A 19692-nucleotide genomic window follows, 5' to 3' on the forward strand; every position below is an offset into this window, starting at 1 on the left:
TCCGTTCGCTCAGCCCGCCAGATCGACCTTGGATGCCACGGTGGAATCGGCATTGAGCCGGTACACCACGGGCGCGCCGGTCGCGAGCTCGCGCTTGATGATCTGCTCGGGCGTCAGCTTTTCCAGCACCATGATCAGTGCGCGCAGCGAATTGCCGTGGGCAGCAACCAGCGTGCGCTGGCCGCGCAGCACGCCGGGCAGGATCTCCTGCACGTAGTAGGGCAAGGCGCGCGCCAGCGTGTCCTTGAGGCTTTCGCCGCCGGGCGGCGACACGTCGTAGGAACGGCGCCAGATCAGCACCTGGTCTTCGCCCCACTTCTTGCGCGCGTCGTCCTTGTTGAGGCCGGAGAGATCGCCATAGTCGCGTTCGTTGAGCGCGAGGTTCTGTGTCGTCGGCAGCCCGGTCTGGCCGATCTCGGCGAGCATCAGCTTCAGCGTGTGCTGGGCGCGCGTGAGGTCGGAGGTGAAGGCAACATCGAACGACAGGTCCTGCGCCTTCAGCTTGCGGCCGGCTTCCTTGGCTTCGTTGATGCCTTGCTCGGTGAGATCGGGATCCTTCCATCCGGTGAAGAGGTTCTTCAGGTTCCAGTCGCTCTGGCCGTGCCGCACGAGCACAAGAAGACGTTCGCTCATTCAAAGGTTTCCATTGTTGTTTCAGCTTGATTATTCGCTCAGTCCGAGCACGTCTGCCATCGAGTACATGCCGGGCTTCTTGCCATGCGCCCACAGCGCCGCCTTCAGCGCGCCTTGCGCGAACAGCGCGCGGTCCTCGGCATGATGCGAGAGCGTTATGCGCTCCGACGGACCGGCAAAGATCACACTGTGATCGCCGGCAATGGTGCCGCCGCGTAGGGAAGCAAAGCCGATGTCGCCAGCGCGCCGTGCGCCGGTGAGGCCATCGCGGCCACGCGCCGAATGCTGCTCCAGCGCGATCTTGCGTCCGGCGGCCGCGGCTTCGCCGAGCATCAAAGCCGTGCCGGACGGCGCGTCGATCTTGGACTTGTGATGCATCTCCAGAATTTCGATATCGAAGCTCTGGTCGAGCGATTGCGCAACGCGCTTGACCAGCGCGGCGAGCAGATTGACGCCGAGGCTCATGTTGCCCGACTTCACCACGATGGCGCGATCAGTCACGCTCCTGATCACGGCATCATCTGATGGCGACAGGCCGGTGGTGCCGATGATGTGAACGAGGCGGCGCTGGGCCGCGATCGCGACGTTGGCGATGGTCGCGGCCGGCACGGTGAAATCCAGGATACCGTCGGCATCGGCCGACATCGACCACAGATCGGCCGACAGCGTGACGCCGTTGGCCGGCAGGCCGGCCAGCACCCCGGCATCCTTGCCCAGCAGTTCCGAGCCCGGCGCTTCGAGCGCGCCCACCAGAACCGCCCCCGGGGTTTCGGAAATTACCCGCGTCAGCGTGCGGCCCATCCGGCCGCCGGCTCCCGCAACGATCAGACGCATGTCAGCCATGGCTCACCTCTCAGGGCCGTATAAAGCATGATCCGGGAAAGTGGAAACCGGTTTTCCGGCGATGGATCATGCCCGAACGGGGGTCATCGAGGCTGTTCCGGCAGCCGAACCGGCCGTCTACGGGCTGTCGTGACCCTGGATGATGATGAGATCGGCGATCGAATGCGGCTGCCGCACCTTGATGTTGGCCTGATATTCCGGCGAGTGGTAGCAGGCCAGAGCGGTCTCGTAGTCCGGAAATTCGATCACGACATTGCGCGAGCGGCTCTGGCCCTCGACGCTGGTGAACTTGCCACCGCGCACGATGAACTTGCCGCCAAACTTCTGGAAAATGGCCGGATTGGCTGCCATGTAGGGCTTGTAGCCCTCCTCACTGTGAACGTCGACGCGTCCAATCCAGTAGCCCTTCGCCATTTCTCTCTCCCTTGTTTCTGCTCAGGCAATCGCCTGCGCGATCTCAGCTTGAATGGCTTCTGCGGCGGCTTTGGGGTCGGCAGCTTCCATCACCGGCCGCCCCACCACCAGATAGTCAGCGCCGGCGGCAATCGCACGGGCCGGCGTCATGATACGCTTCTGGTCGCCGGTGGCCGATCCCGCCGGGCGGATCCCCGGCGTCACCAGATGCATCTGAGGCCCGACGATCTTGCGCAAGGCGGCCGCTTCCTCGGGTGAGCTCACCAGGCCATCGACGCCGAGCGCCTGCGCCTGCCTGGCGCGCGCTTCAACGAGATCGGAGACGTTGAGACGATAGCCCGCGGCATGAAGATCGTTGTCATCGTAGGAGGTCAGCACGGTGACCGCGAGGATCTTCAGGCCGGAGCCGGCGCGCGCTTCGACCGCGGCCTTCATGGTCTGCGGATAGGCATGCACGGTGAGGAAGGTTGCACCGAGGCTCGCGATGCTCTCGACGCCGCGCGCGACCGTGTTGCCGATGTCGTGCAGCTTGAGATCGATGAAGACCTTCTTGCCGCTGTTAGCAAGCTGCTTTGCCAGCGGCAGGCCGCCGGCATAGGCGAGCTGATAGCCGATCTTGTAGAAGGCCACGCTATCGTCGAGCTTCTCGATCATCGCCTCCGCCGCAGCAACGGACGGCAGATCGAGCGCCACAATCAACCGGTCTCTCGGAGCGATCCTGGCTGGCTGCATGTCACCTCACATCATGCGTTGGGAATGATCGATCAACTGCCGCGTCAACGCCCGCATCGCCTCGATGTCGGCGTGGTGTTTTAGACGATCCATATCGTCATAGGCCTGCTCGGCGAATGACAGTGCAAGCTGGTTCGGAATCACGGTCGCGTGGCACGCCGAGAGGATCAGCCGCAGCGCCGCCAGCGCGCGCGTCCCCCCGAGCCGGTTGCCGGAGGCCGCAGCGATCGCGAAGACGCGGTCGCGGAACACCTCGCCGCGGGCCTCGTGCGGGTCCTGCACGCGACTGACCCAGTCGATCGTGTTCTTCACCAGCGCCGGCACCGAGGAATTATATTCCGGCGTCACGATCAGCACGCCGTGATGGGCGCCGATCATCCGCTTGAGGTTGACCGCATTCAGCGGCACACCGGATTTGGCCTGCAGGTCACCGTCATAGATCGGCAGCGGAAAATCGGCGAGCGAGATGCGGGTGACATCCGCGCCAAGCTGCACCAATTCCAGCGCGGCGACTGCTGCCAGCTTGGCATTGAGCGAGCCGGTACGAAGCGATCCCGGGATCACAAGGATTTTCAGCGCGGACATTTTGAAATCGCAGGTCGGGCGAGCCCGCGCGAGAGCGCAGAGCGATCAGCCCTTGCGATACACCCAGACCCGCGCGGGCGGAAGGTTCATCCAGATCCGTTCGGAAGCTTCTGTGGACACGCCCGGTAGCGATTTCGGGATCGGGGGCACGACCGAATAGGTGAACTGAATGAAGGGAGCGCCGGGTGCGAGCGCCACGAAGGCGTCGCGGATCAGCTTCACGCGCGTCAGCATCGGCTTGGTGACGAGCGGCAGGCCGGACACCACCGCGGAGGCGGGAGACTTCATGACCTCCCAGAGCGCGTCGCGCAGCGCGTAGGCGTCACCCTGGACAACCTTGGCCTGCGGATAGCGTTCGCGCAGCAGTGCGCAGAAGCCCGGATTGTATTCGACCAGTACGAGCCGCTTCTGATCGACGCCATGCTCGATCAGCGCGTTGGTGATCGCACCGGTCCCAGGCCCAAGTTCGACGACCGGCCCTTCGGCGTTCGCGTCGACATAATGCGCCATCGTGCGGGCCAGCAGTCGCCCCGACGGCATCACCGCGCCCATATGCAGCGGCTTCTCAATCCATGAACGGAGAAAACGGACCTCGTCATCGAGACGGAGGGGCTTCTTCAACGCACGCGCGGACGATTGCAAGGGCATGTCGCTACCAAGCGGGACCGCACGATCGAGCGGTTGTCAGAAAACAGTCACAAAGACGTATAGCTCGAAACCGTTACGGTCAAGCACGACGACTACTGCTGGGCGGAGCGGTTTCCGAAGAAGTCCTTGACCTTAGAGAAGAAACCCGCTGCCTCCGGCTGGGTTGCACCGGACGAGAGCCTTTCGAACTCCGCCAGCAATTCTTGCTGTTTCTTGGTCAGATTCTGCGGCGTTTCGACCATAACCTGGACATACATGTCGCCGGTCTGGCGGGACCGCAGCACGGGCATGCCCTTTGATGCGATGCGGAATCGCCGTCCGGACTGCGTGCCGGCTGGCACCTTCACCTTGGTCTTGCCCTTGTCGATCGTTGGCACCTCGAACTCGCCGCCGAGCGCAGCCGTTACCATCGAGATCGGCACGCGGCAGTGCAGGTCGGCACCGTCGCGCTGGAAGAACTGGTGGGCAGTCAGGGACAGGAAAATGTAGAGGTCTCCGGGCGGACCGCCGCGGATACCGGCCTCGCCCTCGCCGGCAAGACGAATGCGGGTGCCGTCCTCGACGCCCGGCGGGATGTTGACCGACAGCGTTCGGTCGCGGGTCACCCGGCCGGATCCGCCGCAGGAGGTGCAGGCGTCCTCGATCATCTGGCCGCGGCCCTGGCAGCCGGGGCAGGTACGCTCCAGCGTGAAGAAGCCCTGTGCCTGCCTGACACGGCCGGCGCCGCCGCAGGTCGAGCAGGTCTTCGGCTTGGTGCCGGACTTGGCGCCGGTGCCCGAGCAGGATTCGCAGGTGACGGAGACCGGGATCTCGATCTGCGCGGTCTTGCCCTGGAAGGCTTCCTCGAGCGTGATCTCCATGTTGTAGCGCAGGTCGGCGCCGCGCTCGCGGCCGCCGCTGCGGCGCTGCCCGGCCATGCCGAACAGGTCTTCGAAAATGTCGGAGAAGGAGGAGGCGAAGCCTGCGCCGAAGCCGGGACCGCCACCGCCGCCCATGCCGTGCTCGAAGGCCGCGTGGCCGAAGCGGTCATAGGCGGCGCGCTTCTCGCCGTCCTTCAGCACTTCATAGGCTTCGTTGATTTCCTTGAACCGGACCTCGCTCTGCGCATCGCCGGGATTGCGGTCCGGGTGCCACTTCATCGCGAGCTTGCGGAAAGCCGCCTTCAGCTTGGTCTCGTCCGCGTTCCGATCGACCTCGAGGGTCTCGTAGTAGCAGCGCTTGGTGGACATCCGTCAGTTCCGTTGGAAGTTCATCGCCAGGGACCGCGCCTGTCGGGAAAATGCCGCGATCGGCTTAACGAAAAATGACCCCCACTCCATCGAGACGCTCAGCGTGCTCTTTGGCGTGAGGGTCATCATCTCAAGCCCGCGCGTTAAGCAGACTTCTTGTTGTTCTTGTCGTCGTCGACCTCGGTGAACTCCGCGTCGACGACGTCATCCTTCGCAGCGCCCTTGGCCGCATCGGCCTCGGCCTGCTGCTTGTACATGGCCTCGCCGAGCTTCATCGAAGCCTGCGCCAGCGTGTTGGTCTTGGCCTTGATCGCCTCGGCGTCGTCGCCCTTCAGCGCTTCCTTCAGGTCGCTGACGGCATCTTCGATCGCGCGACGCTCAGTGTCCGAGATCTTCGAGCCGTGCTCGGCCAAAGCCTTCTCGGTCGAATGAACCAGGCCGTCCGCGTGATTCTTGGCGTCGACCGCCTCGCGGCGCTTCTTGTCCTCGGCCGCGTTGGCCTCGGCGTCCTTCACCATCTTCTCGATGTCGGCCTCGGACAGACCGCCGGATGCCTGGATCCGGATCTGCTGTTCCTTGCCGGTCGCCTTGTCTTTGGCCGAGACGTTGACGATGCCGTTGGCGTCGATGTCGAAGGTCACCTCGATCTGCGGCATGCCGCGCGGAGCCGGCGGAATGCCCATCAGGTCGAACTGGCCGAGCATCTTGTTGTCGGCCGCCATCTCACGCTCGCCCTGGAAGACGCGGATCGTGACGGCGTTCTGGTTGTCCTCGGCCGTCGAGAACACCTGGCTCTTCTTGGTCGGGATCGTGGTGTTGCGGTCGATGATGCGGGTGAACACGCCACCCAGCGTCTCAATGCCCAGCGACAGCGGGGTCACGTCGAGCAGCAGCACGTCCTTGACGTCGCCCTGCAGCACGCCGGCCTGGATCGCAGCGCCGATCGCGACGACCTCGTCGGGATTGACGCCCTTGTGCGGCTCCTTGCCGAAGAACTGCTTCACGACTTCCTGGATCTTCGGCATGCGGGTCATGCCGCCGACCAGCACCACTTCGCCGACTTCACCGGCGGTCAGGCCGGCATCCTTCAGCGCCTTGCGGCACGGCTCGATGGTCTTCTCGACGAGGTCGGCCACCAGCGCCTCGAACTTGGCGCGGGTCAGCTTCATCGTCAGATGCTTCGGACCGGTCTGGTCAGCCGTGATGAACGGCAAATTGATCTCGGTCTGCGTGGTCGACGACAGCTCGATCTTGGCCTTTTCGGCGGCTTCCTTCAGGCGCTGCAGAGCCAGCTTGTCGTTGCGCAGGTTGATGCCCTGCTCCTTCTGGAACTCGTCGGCAAGATAGCCGACCAGGCGCATGTCGAAGTCCTCACCGCCGAGGAAGGTGTCGCCGTTGGTCGACTTCACTTCGAACACGCCGTCGCCGATCTCGAGGATCGAGACGTCGAAGGTGCCGCCACCGAGGTCGTACACCGCGATCGTTCCGGCCTTCGACTTGTCGAGGCCGTAGGCGAGCGCGGCAGCCGTCGGCTCGTTGATGATGCGCAGCACTTCGAGACCGGCGATCTTGCCAGCGTCCTTGGTGGCCTGACGCTGTGCATCATTGAAATAAGCGGGAACCGTGATAACGGCCTGCTCGACCTTCTGGCCGAGATGCGCCTCAGCGGTCTCCTTCATCTTCTGCAGGATGAAGGCCGAGACCTGCGAGGGCGAATAGGTCTTGCCGTCGGCTTCAACCCAGGCGTCGCCGTTCGATGCCTTGACGATCTTGTAGGGAACGAGCTTCTTGTCCTTCTCGACCATCGGGTCGTCATAGCGGCGGCCGATGAGGCGCTTCACCGCAAAGAACGTGCGCTCCGGATTGGTCACCGCCTGGCGCTTCGCCGGCTGGCCGACAAGCCGCTCGCCATCATCAGTGAAGGCAACGATCGACGGCGTCGTCCGCATGCCCTCGGCATTCTCGATCACCTTGGCGTTTTTGCCATCCATTACGGCGACGCACGAATTCGTGGTGCCGAGGTCGATCCCAATGACCTTACCCATGGTTTTCATATCCTTCTTGCTACGGCAGGTTGGTTGGGCCCTGACGGCGCTCCGTACCGAACCCCCAGACGTTCACATACTCGCGATATTGCGACGGTGAGCCTGATATAGGAGAGAGGGTCTGGCCCGCAAGGACTGGACGCAACGTTGAGGCCTGAAAAGACTGACGTTTGAAAGATTGTGTCAGCCTCCGGGTCAACGCTGGTTCAGCCCCGAAACATGTTAACAAATCAGCAATGATTGCGAGCGCAACCGACGGCGATCCGCCACCGCGCAAGCGTGCCGCTTGTTGAGTGAACGCTCACAACGGTCCCGCGCGCGAGCGAGGGAGGGCGCGCTATTTGGCCGCTGGCGGCGGGGCTCGCGCGAGCCTCCCCCCGAGATGCCGGGAAACACCGGAAAGTGCCGGCTTATCCGGCAAAACACGTCCGGAATCGGGGCTGCCAGGCCGGAATGAAGAGATGGCGACCCTGTTGCAGGGCCATCAAAACCGCTAAAAGCGGGCCGACTGACTGAGGCCCACCCAGCCCTGCATCGGCCCGTCGAACGGCCGCCGAGCAAACCGGTAGATCCTCCATGATGCCTTTTCGCCTTCTCGCTGCGGTCGCCTTGCTGATCGCCGCCACGTGCTCTGCCTTCGCTGCCGACGTGGTGTTTCCGCCGGGCGCACATGTCGGGATGAGGCCGCTGGTCGGCCTTGCCCGCGCGAAGACGTTCGTCGGTTTCGAGACTGAGGACCAGAGCGTGAAGGTGCTGATCGCGGATCTGCCCGCGGCTGCCTATGGCGAGGTGGTCAGCGCCTTCAAGGCAAATCCCGGCGGCAGCGGCGGGATCAAGCCGGAAAGCCTCGAGACGCCGGCCGGGCTCGGCTACTACACTATCGAGAGCGCGCGGGACGGCGCCACCAATGTGCGGCGCTATTCCATGATCCTGCCGGGGCCGACCTTCTCCGGCTATGTCGCGGTCCAGGTGCCCGAGAATGCCGCCAAGATCTACACCGATGACGCCATCCGGCAGATGTTCGCCTCCGCCGTGATACGCAACGAGGTGCCGGTCGACGAGCAGCTCGGCCTGATGCCGTTCAAGGTCACCCAGCTTGCCGATTTCAAGAACGTCCGCATGGTGGCGCCCGGCGCGGCGCTGATCCTGGCCGACGGCGACGAGAAGAGCGGCTTCGAGGCCAAGCCTTTCATGATCCTCGGCGTCGTCGCCTCGACTGCGGCCTCTCCCGATGACCGCGGCCGTTTCGCCCAACAGGTCGCCACCACCATCCCCGGCGTTCGTGACGGACGCATCACGATGTCCGAGCCGATCCGGATCGACGGCCAGCCGGGCTACGAGACCCGGATCGACGCAACCAGCGGCAAGGACAATACGCCGGTGACCATCGTGCAGTGGCTGCGGTTCGGCTCGCAGTCATCGATGCGCATCATCGGCAGCTCGCCGCGCACCGACTGGGAGAAGGCGTTCCCGCGCTTCCGCGCGGTGCGCGACGGCGTCGAGCCGCGGGGCTGATCGCGCTTCTCGCAAGGCGCGCCGACTGCCCTCGACGCCCGCAAGGCCGGCTTCGAAACCTATGTGGTGGAAGACGCCGCGGCATTGACACCCAGGGGTCGCTGGCCAAGGCTTGGTCCGATATGGACAAGGCCGGCGTCAAGCGCCTCCAGTCGTCCGACATCGCGTAAGGTCTTTTTGCCTGCCGCGACCTCGAAGGAGATCTCTGGGGCTTCGGCACTTATTGGCCGAAGGCCCATGAGAAACCGCCGGCATGACGCCGCGGCGATCGCAAGCTGCACCGCTTTCGTCCGCGCCCTGTCCAGGTTCGGACGATCAGGCCGTGAAATCGGCAGCCGGGGCGGCCTTGGCGCCGCCCTTGGAAACGCCCACGAGCGCCGGACGCAGCACGCGCTCGCCGATCATGTAGCCGGCCTGCACGACCTGCACCACTGTACCTGACGGCACCGACGGGTCGGGCACTTCGAACATCGCCTGCTGGAAATTCGGATCGAACTTCTCGCCGATCGGATCGAATTTCTTCACGCCGTTCTTTTCCAACGCGTTGAGCAGCGAACGCTCGGTCAATTCGACGCCTTCGATCAGCGCCTTGAGGCCGGGATCCGCGGCTTCCTTGGCCTCGGCCGGCACGGCATCAAGCGCGCGCTGCAGATTGTCGGCGATCTCGAGCACGTCTCGGGCAAAGCCGGTAATGCCGTAGGTCTTGGCGTCGGCGACCTCGCGGCGGGTGCGCTGACGGAGATTCTCCATCTCGGCCAACGTGCGCAGCGTCTTGTCGTGCGCCTCCGCCAGTTCCTTGGCCAGCGCCTCGGCCGATCCAACCTCGGGCTCATCAGGCATGATGTAGGGCTTGGAGACCACAGGCTCACCCGTCGGCGCCGGATTCTCGGTATTGTCATTCGTCCGGTTCGGATCGGTCATGGCTTGCCTTCTCGAAAACTCGCGTCGATTCAAATCTTGGGGATTGGTTAGGGGGATATCGTGCTTTGGGCAGGGAAAATCAAGCGTCCTTCCGCCCTCCGGTCAGCCGCCCAGGATCTTGCTCACGATGCGCGCGGCGTAATCGACCGTGGGAATCACCCTGGCGTAATTCAGCCGTGTCGGCCCGATCACGCCGAGGACGCCGACGATCCGGCCCTGGGCGTCGCTGTAAGGCGCCATGATGGTTGAGGAACCCGACAGCGAGAACAGCTTGTTCTCCGAGCCGATAAAAATCCGCACCCCCTCGCCGCGCTCGGCGCGCCCGAGCAAATCGATCACGCCGCGCTTGGTCTCGAGGTCGTCGAACAACGATTTGATGCGCTCCAAATCGTCGAGCGCATGCAGATCCTCGAGCAGATTGGCATGGCCGCGCACGATCAGTTGCCGATCCTCGTTCTCGCCGCCGGACCAGCTCGCGATTCCGGCCGCGACGACCTTTTGCGTCAGCTGATCCAGTTCGGCGCGGCTCTGCGTCAACGCGGTCTCGAGCTCGAGGCGCGCTTCGGCCAGCGTCCGGCCGCGGATCCGCGCATTGAGGAAATTGCTCGCCTCGGTCAGCACGGAAGACGGAACACCCGGCGGCAGCGCCAGAACCCGGTTTTCGATCTGGCCGTCTTCGCTGACCAGCACGACCAGCGCCTTCTCCGGCTCCAGCCGCACGAATTCGATGTGCTTCAGCCGCGCATTCGACTTCGGCGTCAGCACCACCGCTGCGGCGCGGGTCAGGCCCGACAGCCGCATCAGGGCTTCCTCCAGCGCGGCCTCGACCGTTTGCGCGCGGCCGACGGAGGCAAGCTGGGTCCGGATCGACTGCCGCTCGTCCTCGGTGAGATCGCCGACCTGCATCAGCGCGTCGACAAAGAAGCGCAGACCGAGTTCGGTCGGCAGCCGGCCGGCGGAGGTGTGCGGCGCGTAGATCAGGCCGAGTTGCTCGAGGTCCGACATCACGTTGCGGACCGAGGCCGGCGACAGCGGCAAGGCGATCAGGCGCGAGATGTTGCGCGAGCCGACCGGCTCGCCGGTCGCCAGATAGCTTTCGACGATTTGACGAAAAATGTCGCGTGAACGTTCGTTGAGCTGGGCCAGCCCGGCATGCGGTGCGATCAACCCTATCGGATCGTGGTGAGCCACGCTCTACTCCCTCACATTGCCCCCTAATTTGTCGATCCGGGAGGCCGGTGACAAGCATGCATTCGGCATCCGATACCGGGGCCAAAAACCCTTGCCGCTGCCCCTTCCCCCTCCTACAAGCACGGCCAGCCATTTTTCTCGGATTTTTGGAGGACTTCATGCGGCCAAGCCGCCGTGCGCCCGATGAACTGCGTCCCGTGTCGCTGGAACGCGGCGTCGTCAAATATGCCGAGGGTTCCTGCATGGTGAAGTTCGGCGACACCCATGTGCTGGTGACCGCCACGCTGGAGGAGCGGCTGCCGCCCTGGCTGAAGGGCCAGGGCCGCGGCTGGGTCACCGCCGAATACGGCATGCTGCCGCGCGCCACCCTGGAACGCACCCGCCGCGAGGCCTCCGCCGGCAAGCAGGGCGGCCGCACCGTCGAAATCCAGCGGCTGATCGGCCGTTCGCTGCGCGCGGCCATCGACCTTGAGGCATTGGGCGAGCGCCAGATCACCGTCGATTGCGACGTGATTCAGGCCGATGGCGGCACCCGCACCGCCTCGATCACCGGGGCCTGGGTGGCGCTGGCTGATTGCATCAACTGGATGAAGGCCCGCAACATGCTGAAGGCCAACGTGCTGCGCGACAATGTGGCGGCGATCTCCTGCGGCATCTATCAGGGCACGCCGGTGCTCGATCTCGATTATGCCGAGGATTCCGAAGCCGAGACCGACGCCAATTTCGTCATGACCGGCGACGGCCGCATCATCGAGGTGCAGGGCACCGCCGAGAAGACTCCGTTCTCGCAGGACGAATTCCTGGCGTTGATGGCGCTGGCGCGCAAAGGTGTCGCGCGTCTGGTCGACTTGCAAAAGATCGCGGTGGCGTAGACAGATTGGTCATGCACCGCCGAATCACCGGAAGGCTCGTGATCGCCACCCATAATCCCGGCAAGCTGGCCGAGATGCGGGAACTGCTGGCGCCGCACGGCGTGGAAGCGGTGTCGGCCGGCGAGCTCGGCCTCGCCGAGCCCGAGGAGACCGGCGACAATTTTCGCGCCAATGCGGCGATCAAAGCGTCCGCGGCGGCCAAGGCGACGGGATTGCCAGCCTTTGCGGATGATTCCGGCCTCGTGGTCGACGCGCTGGACGGGGCGCCGGGCATCTATTCGGCGCGCTGGGCCGGCGAGGGCAAGGATTTCATGGCCGCGATGACGCGGATCGAGCGCCTGCTGCAGGAGCGCGGCGCCACCACTCCCGAACAGCGCAAGGCGCATTTCGTCTCGGCGCTGTGCGTGGCCTGGCCTGATGATCATCTCGACGAGGTCGAGGCCCGCGTCGATGGAACCCTGGTCTGGCCGCCGCGCGGCACCGCGGGCTTCGGCTACGATCCGGCTTTCCTGCCCGACGGATACACACGTACATTCGGCGAGATGACCAGCATCGAGAAGCACGGCCTGCCGCCGCTCGGGCTCGGCCTGTCGCATCGCGCGCGCGCCTTCGTGAAGCTCGCGGAGATCTGCCTTGAGCCACGCTGAACGAGCAGCCTTCGGCGTCTACGTGCACTGGCCGTTCTGCCTGTCGAAATGCCCGTATTGTGATTTCAACAGCCATGTCCGGCATGCGCCCGTCGACGAGGAGCGCTTCGTAAGCGCATTTGCCCGCGAGATCGAGACGACGGCCGCGCGTGTGCCAGGACGCGAAGTCTCCTCAATCTTCCTCGGCGGCGGCACGCCCTCGCTGATGCAGCCGCAGACCGTCGGCGCGGTGCTCGATGCGATCGGCAAGCACTGGCAGGTGGCGCGCGATGTCGAGGTCACGCTCGAGGCCAATCCGACCAGCGTGGAGGCGACGCGCTTTCGCGGCTATCGCGCAGCCGGCGTCAACCGCGTCTCGCTCGGCGTCCAGGCGCTGGACGATGCATCGCTGAAGGCGCTGGGGCGCTTGCACACGGCGCGCGAGGCGCTCGATGCGGTTGCGATCGCGCGATCCGCGTTCGACCGTTATTCCTTCGATCTGATCTACGCGCGTCCCGACCAGACGCCGCAGATGTGGGCGAGCGAATTGAAGCAGGCAATCTCGGAAGCAGCCGAGCATTTGTCGCTCTATCAGCTCACGATCGAGGAAGGCACGCCGTTCTTCGGACTGCACGCCGCTGGCAAGTTGCAGACACCGGATGAAGCGACCGCACGCGCGCTCTATGATGTGACGCAGGAGGTCTGCACCCGCGAAGGCTTGCCCGCCTACGAAATCTCCAATCACGCCCGCATCGGCGCCGAGTGCAGGCACAACCTCGTCTACTGGCGCGGCGAGGAATATGCCGGCATCGGCCCCGGCGCGCATGGCCGGCTCGACATCGATGGGGTGAGACACGCGACCGCGACCGAGAAACGGCCCGAGGCGTGGCTGATGCGGGTCGAATCAAGCGGGCACGGCGTCATCACCGACGATAGCCTCAACAGCGAAGAACGCGCCGACGAATTCCTGTTGATGGGACTGCGGCTCGCCGAGGGCATCGATCCCAAGCGCTATGCGGCGCTGTCAGGTCGTCAGCTCGATCCGCACCGCATCGCCATGTTGCGCGAGGAAGGCGCGATCGAGGTCGATGCCGACGGGCGGCTACGGGTGACGAAGTCTGGCTTCCCGGTGCTCGACGCCGTCGTTGCGGATCTTGCCGCTTAGAGCGCTTTTGAGCGAGGTGGCCTAGGCGCCAAAGCTCTTCGGCGAGCCGGCAACCGCGGTGCTGCCACCCGACGCCACCTTCATGACGGCAAGGCCGCGCTCATTGGTTCCGTCGGAGCGGAAGCGGAACAGGCCGTCGATGCCGGCAAAGCCGGAAGGATTGGTCAGCGTTTCCGGTGCGAAGCGCTGTGCACCTTGCGTGCGGGCCAGTGCCGCAACCAGTGCGACGGCGTCATAGGCAAGCGTGGCCGTGCGCACCGGCTCGCCGCCGAACTTGGCGCGGTAGCGGCCCGCGAAGCTGCGGAAGCCGGCCGGATCGGGCGCGGCATAGAGGCCGCCCTGCAGCCCGGGGCTCGCGAACACGCGCGGATTGTCCCACAGCCCCGTGCCGAGCAACTGGATGTTGTGCAGATTGGCGCCGGCCGCGGTCAGCGCGTCCGCGGTGGCGACGACCGAATCGCCGTCATCGGCGAGCATGAGTGCATCGGCCTGGCCGAGCGCCTGCGCCAAGTTCCGCGCCGGCGTCGCCCGGTCGGCACCGTATTTCTCGAATGCGACGATGCGACCGTTCTTGTGGCTCACCGCCTGCTTGAACGCGGCCTCGACCACGTTGCCGTAAGCGTTGTCAGGCACCATCGCTGCAAAGGAGCGCTTTCCGATACCAGACGCATAATCGACGATGCGATTGATATCGGACTCCGGCAGGAAGCTGAGAAGATAGACGCCGCGCCCGGCGACGCTCGAGTCCGTCGAGAACGCGATCAGGGAGGTTCCGCGTTGGCGCGTGAGCTGCGCGGCGGCCGGCACCGAGCCCGCGAACAGCGGCCCCAGAATGATCTCGGCCCCCTCGGACAGCGCCTGCTGGGTTCCCTGCGCCGCGCCCTGCGGGCTGCCGCCATCGTCCTTGATCAGGAGCTGGATGTTCGGATTCTGAAATTCCGCCAATGCCATCTCGGCGGCGTTGCGCATCGACTGCGCAGCGACGCCGGCATTGCCAGCCGCCGACAGCGGCAGAACCAGCCCGACCTTGACCTGCCCCGTTCCGATCGCCTGCGGCTGCTGCGGCGGTCCCGCGGGCCCGGCCTCCGGGGTCGAGAACTGGTTGAGGGTTTGCTGGACGCCCGAGCAGGCCGACAGCAGCGGCGCGCCCATGATGAGGCCAAGCGCGGTCCGCCGGGTCGCGCCCGACGGCGGGGACTTGCGGTGATGCGGGCCTGCCATCGTCTCTCTTCTCTTGACCGACCGTGATCGGCCAGGATTCCATTCAGCCTCGATGAGGCCGGTGGATTCAGGCATATTGTCGGCGAATAGTTAACTAAAACAAAAGGATTATGGCCTCGCCAGACCTTGCCGGGAGGCTCCCGTTTCTTGGCTCGGCCGCGCTCAGCCACCGCCGCTGCCGGTGTAGCGCAAGCACCGCCGTCCCTCTAGATTGTCATTATGCGCGCAAAAGCTAGTTCCTTGTACGGCCCGGAGGCCACCGCGGGTTCTTCAAACAGAACCTTTTCCGTCGGTGGCCAGATACTGGCGGCCCCCAAGGCGGCTCCGGGGCTGCATCTGGTGGCGACCCCGATCGGCAATCTCGCCGACATCACCCTGCGCGCGCTGGAAACGCTTGCTGGTGTTGACATCATTGCCTGCGAGGACACAAGGATTACGCGCCGCCTGACCGAGCGTTACGCGATCGCCGCCGAGCTGCAACCCTATCACGAACATAATGCCGCGCAGGCGCGACCGAAGATGCTGGCGCAACTGGCGCAAGGCGCCTCAATCGCGCTGGTTTCGGATGCCGGCACGCCGTTGATATCAGATCCCGGCTTCAAGCTGGTGCGCGAGGTCTGCGCCGCCGAGCATCGGGTGATCGTAGTCCCCGGCCCATCGTCGGTGCTGACCGCGTTATCGGTCGCGGCGCTGCCGACCGACCGGTTTTTCTTCGAAGGATTCCTGCCCGCGAAGGAGCACGCGCGCCGGACGCGGCTCAACGAGCTCGCCAGGATCGATTCGACGCTGGTGATGTTCGAATCCGGCAATCGCGTTCAGGAGAGCTTGCGCGATCTCGCCGCGATCATGCCTGGACGCGACGCCGCAATCTGCCGCGAGCTGACCAAGCTGCACGAGGAAATCACGCGCGCACCGATCGCCGAGCTTGCGGAGGCCGCGGATACGCTGGAGACGCGCGGCGAGTTCGTGCTGGTCGTCGGACCGCCGCCTGACAATGCCGGGGTGATGGACCAGGATGCGCTGGATGAGCTGTTGCGCGCGCAGCTCGCGCGCGGCAGCGTCAAGGACGCGGTGGTCCATGCGGTCGAACTGTCCGGCCGCCCCCGCCGCGAGGTTTATGCCCGCGCCCTCGAGCTCGCGAAGGACATCAGGGACGGCGATGGCGAAGACTGAGAGCGCCTCCCCTGAACGCGTCGCGGCATTCCGGACCGGCATCTCCGCCGAAAGCCGCGCCGCCGCCTATCTGATGGCCAAGGGCTATCGCATCCTCGCCAAGCGCTTCCGTACTCCCTATGGCGAAATCGACCTGGTGGCGCGCCGGCGTAACCTGCTCGTCTTCGTCGAGGTCAAGGCGCGCGCCAGCCTCGATGAAGCCGCCTATGCGGTGACGCCGCGCCAGCAGCAGCGCATCATCAATACCGCCCAGGCCTGGCTAATGGCGCATCCCGAACATGCGGAATTTGATCTCAGATTCGATGCCGTCCTGATTGCGCCGAAGAGCCTGCCGCGCCATGTGTTAGCGGCATTCGACGCCAGCCCTTAACGTTACCTCCAGACTCGCGGGATACACCCCATGAAATTGAATGTCGCCGTCCAAATGGATCCCATCGCGCGCATCAACATCCGCGGCGATTCCACCTTTGCGCTGCTGCTAGAGGCGCAGAAGCGCGGCCACGGCATTTCCTATTACACGCCGGACAAGCTGTCGCTGCGCGGCGACGAGCTGGTGGCACCGGTGCAGCTTCTCACCGTGCGCGACGAGGTCGGCAATCACTTCACGCTGGGCGAGCCGAAGCGCGAGCCGCTCAACGCCTTCGACGTCGTGTTGCTGCGGCAGGATCCGCCGTTCGACCTCGCCTACATCACCTCGACCCATCTCCTCGAACGCATCCACCCGAAGACCCTGGTCGTCAACGACCCGGTCAGCGTACGCAACGCGCCGGAGAAGCTGTTCGTGATGAACTTCCCGCAGCTGATGCCGCCGACCCTGATCTCGCGCGACCTCGACGAGATCAACGCATTCCGCGATCAGCACGGCGCCGTCGTCATGAAACCGCTGCATGGCTATGGCGGCGCCGCGGTGTTCCGCGTCATGCCGCAAGACATGAATTTCGGCTCGCTGTTCGACATGTTCTCGGTCACCTTCAAGGAGCCGTGGGTGATCCAGCGCTTCCTTCCCGAGGTGAAGCATGGCGATAAGCGCATCATCCTGGTCGATGGCGAATTCGCCGGCGCCGTCAACCGCGTGCCGGCGGCTGACGATTTGCGCTCCAACATGGTGCGCGGCGGCGCGGCCAAGGCCACCGAGCTCTCGGACCGCGAGCGCGAGATCTGCACGACGCTGGGGCCTGCGCTCCGTAAGCACGGGCTGCTGTTCGTCGGCATCGACGTGATCGACGGCAGTCTCACCGAGATCAACGTCACGTCCCCGACGGGTATCCGCGCGATCCAGCGGCTCAACGGAACGGATATCGCGGCGAAGATCTGGGATAGCATTGAGGCCAGGCGCGCAGCGAAATAAGCCTTCCTTATTCGACGCACATTGCGGTTGCGTCTCAGATAGATTTCTAGCGAGCCTGCGCTCGCCTTATTCTTCTTGCCAGCTTGCGCGGGCGAGCGCAGCATCCTGTTGCCTGCATCAGGTCAAGCGGCGGGCCGTCGCGGGCGACAACGCGAAATAATCTCATAAACATTGTGGAGGAAAACGTATGACGCTTAATGTCTCACGACGATCCTTGCTCGCGCTCGGTGCCGGTCTCGGCGCCAGCACCATGCTCGGCGGCACCGCGGTCGCGCGCGCGCCGAAGCTCGGCGCGCAGACGCCCTACTGGCACCGCTTCATGCTCGGCGATGCCGAAGTCACCGTCGTATCGGACGGCCCGCTCCCGCTTGGCGATCCGTCCGGCACCTTCACCGGCGTGCCGAAAGAACAAGTGAAGCAGATGCTCTCCGACAACTTCCTGTCGCCCGACAATGTCGTGCTCGAGCAGAACTCGCCGATCGTCAACACCGGCGACAGGCTGATCCTGTTCGATACCGGCATGGGCACGTCGCAACTGTTCGGCCCGACCACCGGCCGGCAACAGAAGAGCATGCAGGAAGCCGGCATCAAGCCGGAGGACATCGATGCGGTGGTGCTGTCGCACGCACATATCGACCATATCGGCGGCATCGTCGATGCCAACAACAAGCCGCTGTTCCCCAACGCACAGTACTATATCGCGCAAAGCGACCTCGACTTCTGGACCGACGAAGGCAAGATGGGCAGTGCGCTGAAGGACTTCATCGTACACGCCCGCAAGAACCTGCTGCCGGTGAGGGATCGCCTGGTGTTCTTCAAGGACGGCGAGGAATTCCTGCCCGGCGTGCAGGCGATCGCAGCGCCGGGCCACACCGTGGGCCACACCATCTTCATGGTGAGCTCGGCCGACAAATCCTTCGCCTTCCTCGGCGACCTCTCGCATCACGCGGTGCTGTTGCTGGAGAAGCCCAGGATGGAATTCTCCTACGACACCGATCCGAAACAGGCGGCGCAATCGCGAGTGCGACTGTTGGAGATGCTGGCCGCGAACAAGACGCCAGTGATGTCCTATCACTTCGCCTGGCCCGGCTACGGCCACGTAGCCAAGGCCGGTGACGGCTTCCGGTACTATCCGGAGCCGATGCAGATGCTGCTGTGACGAGCGTCTTGAGGATACTTTCGGGGGCGATCATCGCCCCCGAATGGTCCCGTCGAACGAGGTGCTCCAGATCGAGGCGCCCGGCCTATTCGGCCGGCGCGAGGCGCTCTCCGGCCGGCGGCGCAACCTCTCGTCGTGAAGCGACGCGCGCTCGGCGTTTGCGCCACCAGATCGCGACCCCGGTCACCGACAGCGCCGCGACGACGAGCCCCATCACGGAAATCAGGATGCGTCCGGGCAAGCCGGCGATACGGCCGGAATGCAACGGAAACTGCATCTGCACGAAGACATCGGCTGCGGTGCCGACCCATGGCAGTCGCTCGCCCAGCGGACGGCCGTCCTCGCTGTCGTAGTAGAGCTGGGCCGGGCCAACACCCGCGGCGCCGTGCTCGTCACCGGGCTCGAAGAACGCGACGGCATAGACCCCGTGCGCCGGGCCGTAATTAATCGAACCGATCGGCGTCGCCCAACCCCGCGCCTTGCCGTCGGCGGCGGCGCGCGCGGCGATCTCAGCATAGGTCACCTTCGGCTCGATCGGATCGTCGAGATGGCGGTATGGCCGCTGCTCGTAGGGGGTCGGCGTATAGCTGGATACGGTTCTCATCAGCGGCGAGAACACCTCGAAATAGAGATTCAGCGAGAATGCCGTGAACGCGATCGCGAACAGCAGCGCCCAGGTCCACAGGCTGAAAGCGCGATGGATGTCGAAATTGATTCGATACGCGCTGCCGGAGGTCTTGATCTTCCAGGCCGGCGCCCAGCGAGCCCGGAAGCTCTTGCCTCGGCCCGGTGCCGCCGCGGCCTGTTGCGGGCTTACGCGGTGGCGCGACGGCAGCGTCAGGTAGAAGCCGACGAAGCAATCGATGGTCCAGATCACCGCGATGATGCCGAGGAAGCGCATGCCCCAGCGATCGCTGCCCCAGAACTCGGGAACGTGCATCGTATAATGCAGCTTGTAGAGAAAGGAGATGAAGTTCTCGCGGCTGACCGGCCAGACCGCGCCCCAGCAGCGTCGCCCCAGTTCGGCGCCGGTGTTCGGATCGAGGAACACCTGGTTGTAGTCGAGGGTGTAGCGCTTGCCGGTCGCCGGATCGATCCGCGGCAGCACGAAGAACCACAGCGATTCGCCCTTCTCCGCCGTCATGAACATATGGACGACGCGGGCGCGCGGATCGCGCTGCTCGATCAGCTTGACCAGCTCGACCGACGGGATGGCCGGCCCTGAACTCGTCACCTCGAACAGCTTCCTGTTGAGGACGTCGTCGATCTCGTGATCCCACGAGATGATCGCACCCGTGACGCCCGAAAAAAACAGGAAGGCCGCCGTGAGGAGCCCCGCCCAGCGATGCAGCCGTCCGAGCATCGGTCTCAT

General features: G+C 64.7%; 20 protein-coding genes and 1 pseudogene. 9 read left to right on the top strand and 12 right to left on the bottom strand.

Annotation, left to right across the window (positions count from 1 at the left end; all coding sequences use genetic code 11):
* Positions 1–9: 9 nt before the first annotated feature.
* The 8 genes from MTX23_RS00740 to dnaK form a co-directional block, all read right to left on the bottom strand.
* Positions 10–633, bottom strand: a complete 624-nt coding sequence (locus MTX23_RS00740) for a 2,3-bisphosphoglycerate-dependent phosphoglycerate mutase (protein ID WP_280974744.1) — start codon at positions 631–633, stop codon at positions 10–12.
* A gap of 30 nt (positions 634–663) precedes the next feature.
* Positions 664–1476 carry a 4-hydroxy-tetrahydrodipicolinate reductase gene (dapB, locus tag MTX23_RS00745; protein WP_280974745.1) on the bottom strand — a complete coding sequence of 271 codons (813 nt, stop codon included), beginning with the start codon at positions 1474–1476 and terminating at the stop codon, positions 664–666.
* A gap of 117 nt (positions 1477–1593) precedes the next feature.
* Positions 1594–1890, bottom strand: coding sequence for a DUF1330 domain-containing protein (locus MTX23_RS00750; protein WP_280974746.1), 297 nt, complete (start codon positions 1888–1890; stop codon positions 1594–1596).
* A gap of 21 nt (positions 1891–1911) precedes the next feature.
* The gene (gene pyrF, locus MTX23_RS00755) at positions 1912–2622 is read right to left on the bottom strand and encodes an orotidine-5'-phosphate decarboxylase (RefSeq protein ID WP_280974747.1); all 711 of its coding nucleotides are present in this window, start codon (positions 2620–2622) and stop codon (positions 1912–1914) included.
* A 6-nt stretch (positions 2623–2628) separates the two neighbouring features.
* On the bottom strand, positions 2629–3207 hold the full coding sequence (locus tag MTX23_RS00760; protein WP_280974748.1) for an NAD(P)H-dependent oxidoreductase: 579 nt from the start codon (positions 3205–3207) through the stop codon (positions 2629–2631).
* 45 nt (positions 3208–3252) lie between these two features.
* Positions 3253–3855, bottom strand: coding sequence for an rRNA adenine N-6-methyltransferase family protein (locus MTX23_RS00765; RefSeq protein WP_280974749.1), 603 nt, complete (start codon positions 3853–3855; stop codon positions 3253–3255).
* A 92-nt stretch (positions 3856–3947) separates the two neighbouring features.
* Positions 3948–5084, bottom strand: a complete 1137-nt coding sequence (gene dnaJ, locus MTX23_RS00770) for a molecular chaperone DnaJ (protein WP_280974750.1) — start codon at positions 5082–5084, stop codon at positions 3948–3950.
* A 143-nt stretch (positions 5085–5227) separates the two neighbouring features.
* Positions 5228–7129: a molecular chaperone DnaK gene (gene dnaK / locus MTX23_RS00775; protein ID WP_280974752.1), complete on the bottom strand. Its 1902-nt coding sequence runs from the start codon at positions 7127–7129 to the stop codon at positions 5228–5230.
* 576 nt (positions 7130–7705) lie between these two features.
* Between dnaK and MTX23_RS00780 the strand changes: the two genes are divergently transcribed.
* Both MTX23_RS00780 and MTX23_RS00785 read left to right on the top strand, forming a co-directional pair.
* A complete protein-coding gene (locus MTX23_RS00780) occupies positions 7706–8644 on the top strand; it encodes a hypothetical protein (protein ID WP_280974753.1) in 939 nt (312 codons plus the stop codon).
* Positions 8645–8662: 18 nt separating this feature from the next.
* A pseudogene (locus MTX23_RS00785) lies at positions 8663–8814 on the top strand (nicotinamidase); the annotation flags it as partial.
* A 145-nt stretch (positions 8815–8959) separates the two neighbouring features.
* Here MTX23_RS00785 and grpE read toward each other — a convergent pair.
* Together grpE and hrcA are read right to left on the bottom strand one after the other, a co-directional pair.
* Entirely contained in the window at positions 8960–9565 is a 606-nt protein-coding gene (grpE, locus tag MTX23_RS00790) for a nucleotide exchange factor GrpE (RefSeq protein ID WP_280974754.1), read from the bottom strand.
* 102 nt (positions 9566–9667) lie between these two features.
* Positions 9668–10756, bottom strand: coding sequence for a heat-inducible transcriptional repressor HrcA (hrcA, locus tag MTX23_RS00795; RefSeq protein WP_280974755.1), 1089 nt, complete (start codon positions 10754–10756; stop codon positions 9668–9670).
* A gap of 158 nt (positions 10757–10914) precedes the next feature.
* Here hrcA and rph point away from each other — a divergent pair, with 158 nt between their 5' ends.
* Genes rph through hemW form a run of 3 tightly spaced genes read left to right on the top strand, consistent with a single transcriptional unit; the run spans position 10915 to position 13419 of the window.
* Positions 10915–11628 carry a ribonuclease PH gene (rph, locus tag MTX23_RS00800; RefSeq protein WP_280974756.1) on the top strand — a complete coding sequence of 238 codons (714 nt, stop codon included), beginning with the start codon at positions 10915–10917 and terminating at the stop codon, positions 11626–11628.
* Between the two features lie 11 nt (positions 11629–11639).
* Positions 11640–12275, top strand: coding sequence for an RdgB/HAM1 family non-canonical purine NTP pyrophosphatase (gene rdgB, locus MTX23_RS00805; RefSeq protein WP_280974757.1), 636 nt, complete (start codon positions 11640–11642; stop codon positions 12273–12275).
* Entirely contained in the window at positions 12262–13419 is a 1158-nt protein-coding gene (gene hemW / locus MTX23_RS00810; RefSeq protein WP_280974758.1) for a radical SAM family heme chaperone HemW, read from the top strand. The genes rdgB and hemW overlap by 14 nt, the downstream gene beginning before the upstream one ends.
* A 21-nt stretch (positions 13420–13440) precedes the next feature.
* On the opposite strand, the gene MTX23_RS00815 is transcribed toward hemW, so the two are convergent.
* Complete coding sequence (locus MTX23_RS00815; RefSeq protein ID WP_280974759.1) at positions 13441–14640, bottom strand: penicillin-binding protein activator; 1200 nt, start codon at positions 14638–14640, stop codon at positions 13441–13443.
* Between the two features lie 219 nt (positions 14641–14859).
* Here MTX23_RS00815 and rsmI point away from each other — a divergent pair, with 219 nt between their 5' ends.
* The 4 genes from rsmI (at position 14860) to MTX23_RS00835 (ending at position 18320) form a co-directional block, all read left to right on the top strand.
* Positions 14860–15813 carry a 16S rRNA (cytidine(1402)-2'-O)-methyltransferase gene (gene rsmI / locus MTX23_RS00820; RefSeq protein ID WP_280974760.1) on the top strand — a complete coding sequence of 318 codons (954 nt, stop codon included), beginning with the start codon at positions 14860–14862 and terminating at the stop codon, positions 15811–15813.
* Positions 15758–16183 (top strand): YraN family protein, encoded by a 426-nt coding sequence (locus MTX23_RS00825; protein WP_280974761.1) that lies wholly within the window; start codon positions 15758–15760, stop codon positions 16181–16183. The genes rsmI and MTX23_RS00825 overlap by 56 nt, the downstream gene beginning before the upstream one ends.
* Positions 16184–16213: 30 nt before the next feature.
* Positions 16214–17161, top strand: coding sequence for a glutathione synthase (gene gshB, locus MTX23_RS00830; protein WP_280974762.1), 948 nt, complete (start codon positions 16214–16216; stop codon positions 17159–17161).
* A gap of 187 nt (positions 17162–17348) precedes the next feature.
* Positions 17349–18320, top strand: a complete 972-nt coding sequence (locus tag MTX23_RS00835) for an MBL fold metallo-hydrolase (RefSeq protein WP_280974763.1) — start codon at positions 17349–17351, stop codon at positions 18318–18320.
* Between the two features lie 85 nt (positions 18321–18405).
* Here MTX23_RS00835 and fsrB read toward each other — a convergent pair whose 3' ends face one another.
* Positions 18406–19692: a siderophore utilization protein FsrB gene (fsrB, locus tag MTX23_RS00840; RefSeq protein ID WP_280974764.1), complete on the bottom strand. Its 1287-nt coding sequence runs from the start codon at positions 19690–19692 to the stop codon at positions 18406–18408.

The sequence above is a fragment of the Bradyrhizobium sp. ISRA436 genome (assembly GCF_029910015.1).
Taxonomy (GTDB): domain Bacteria; phylum Pseudomonadota; class Alphaproteobacteria; order Rhizobiales; family Xanthobacteraceae; genus Bradyrhizobium.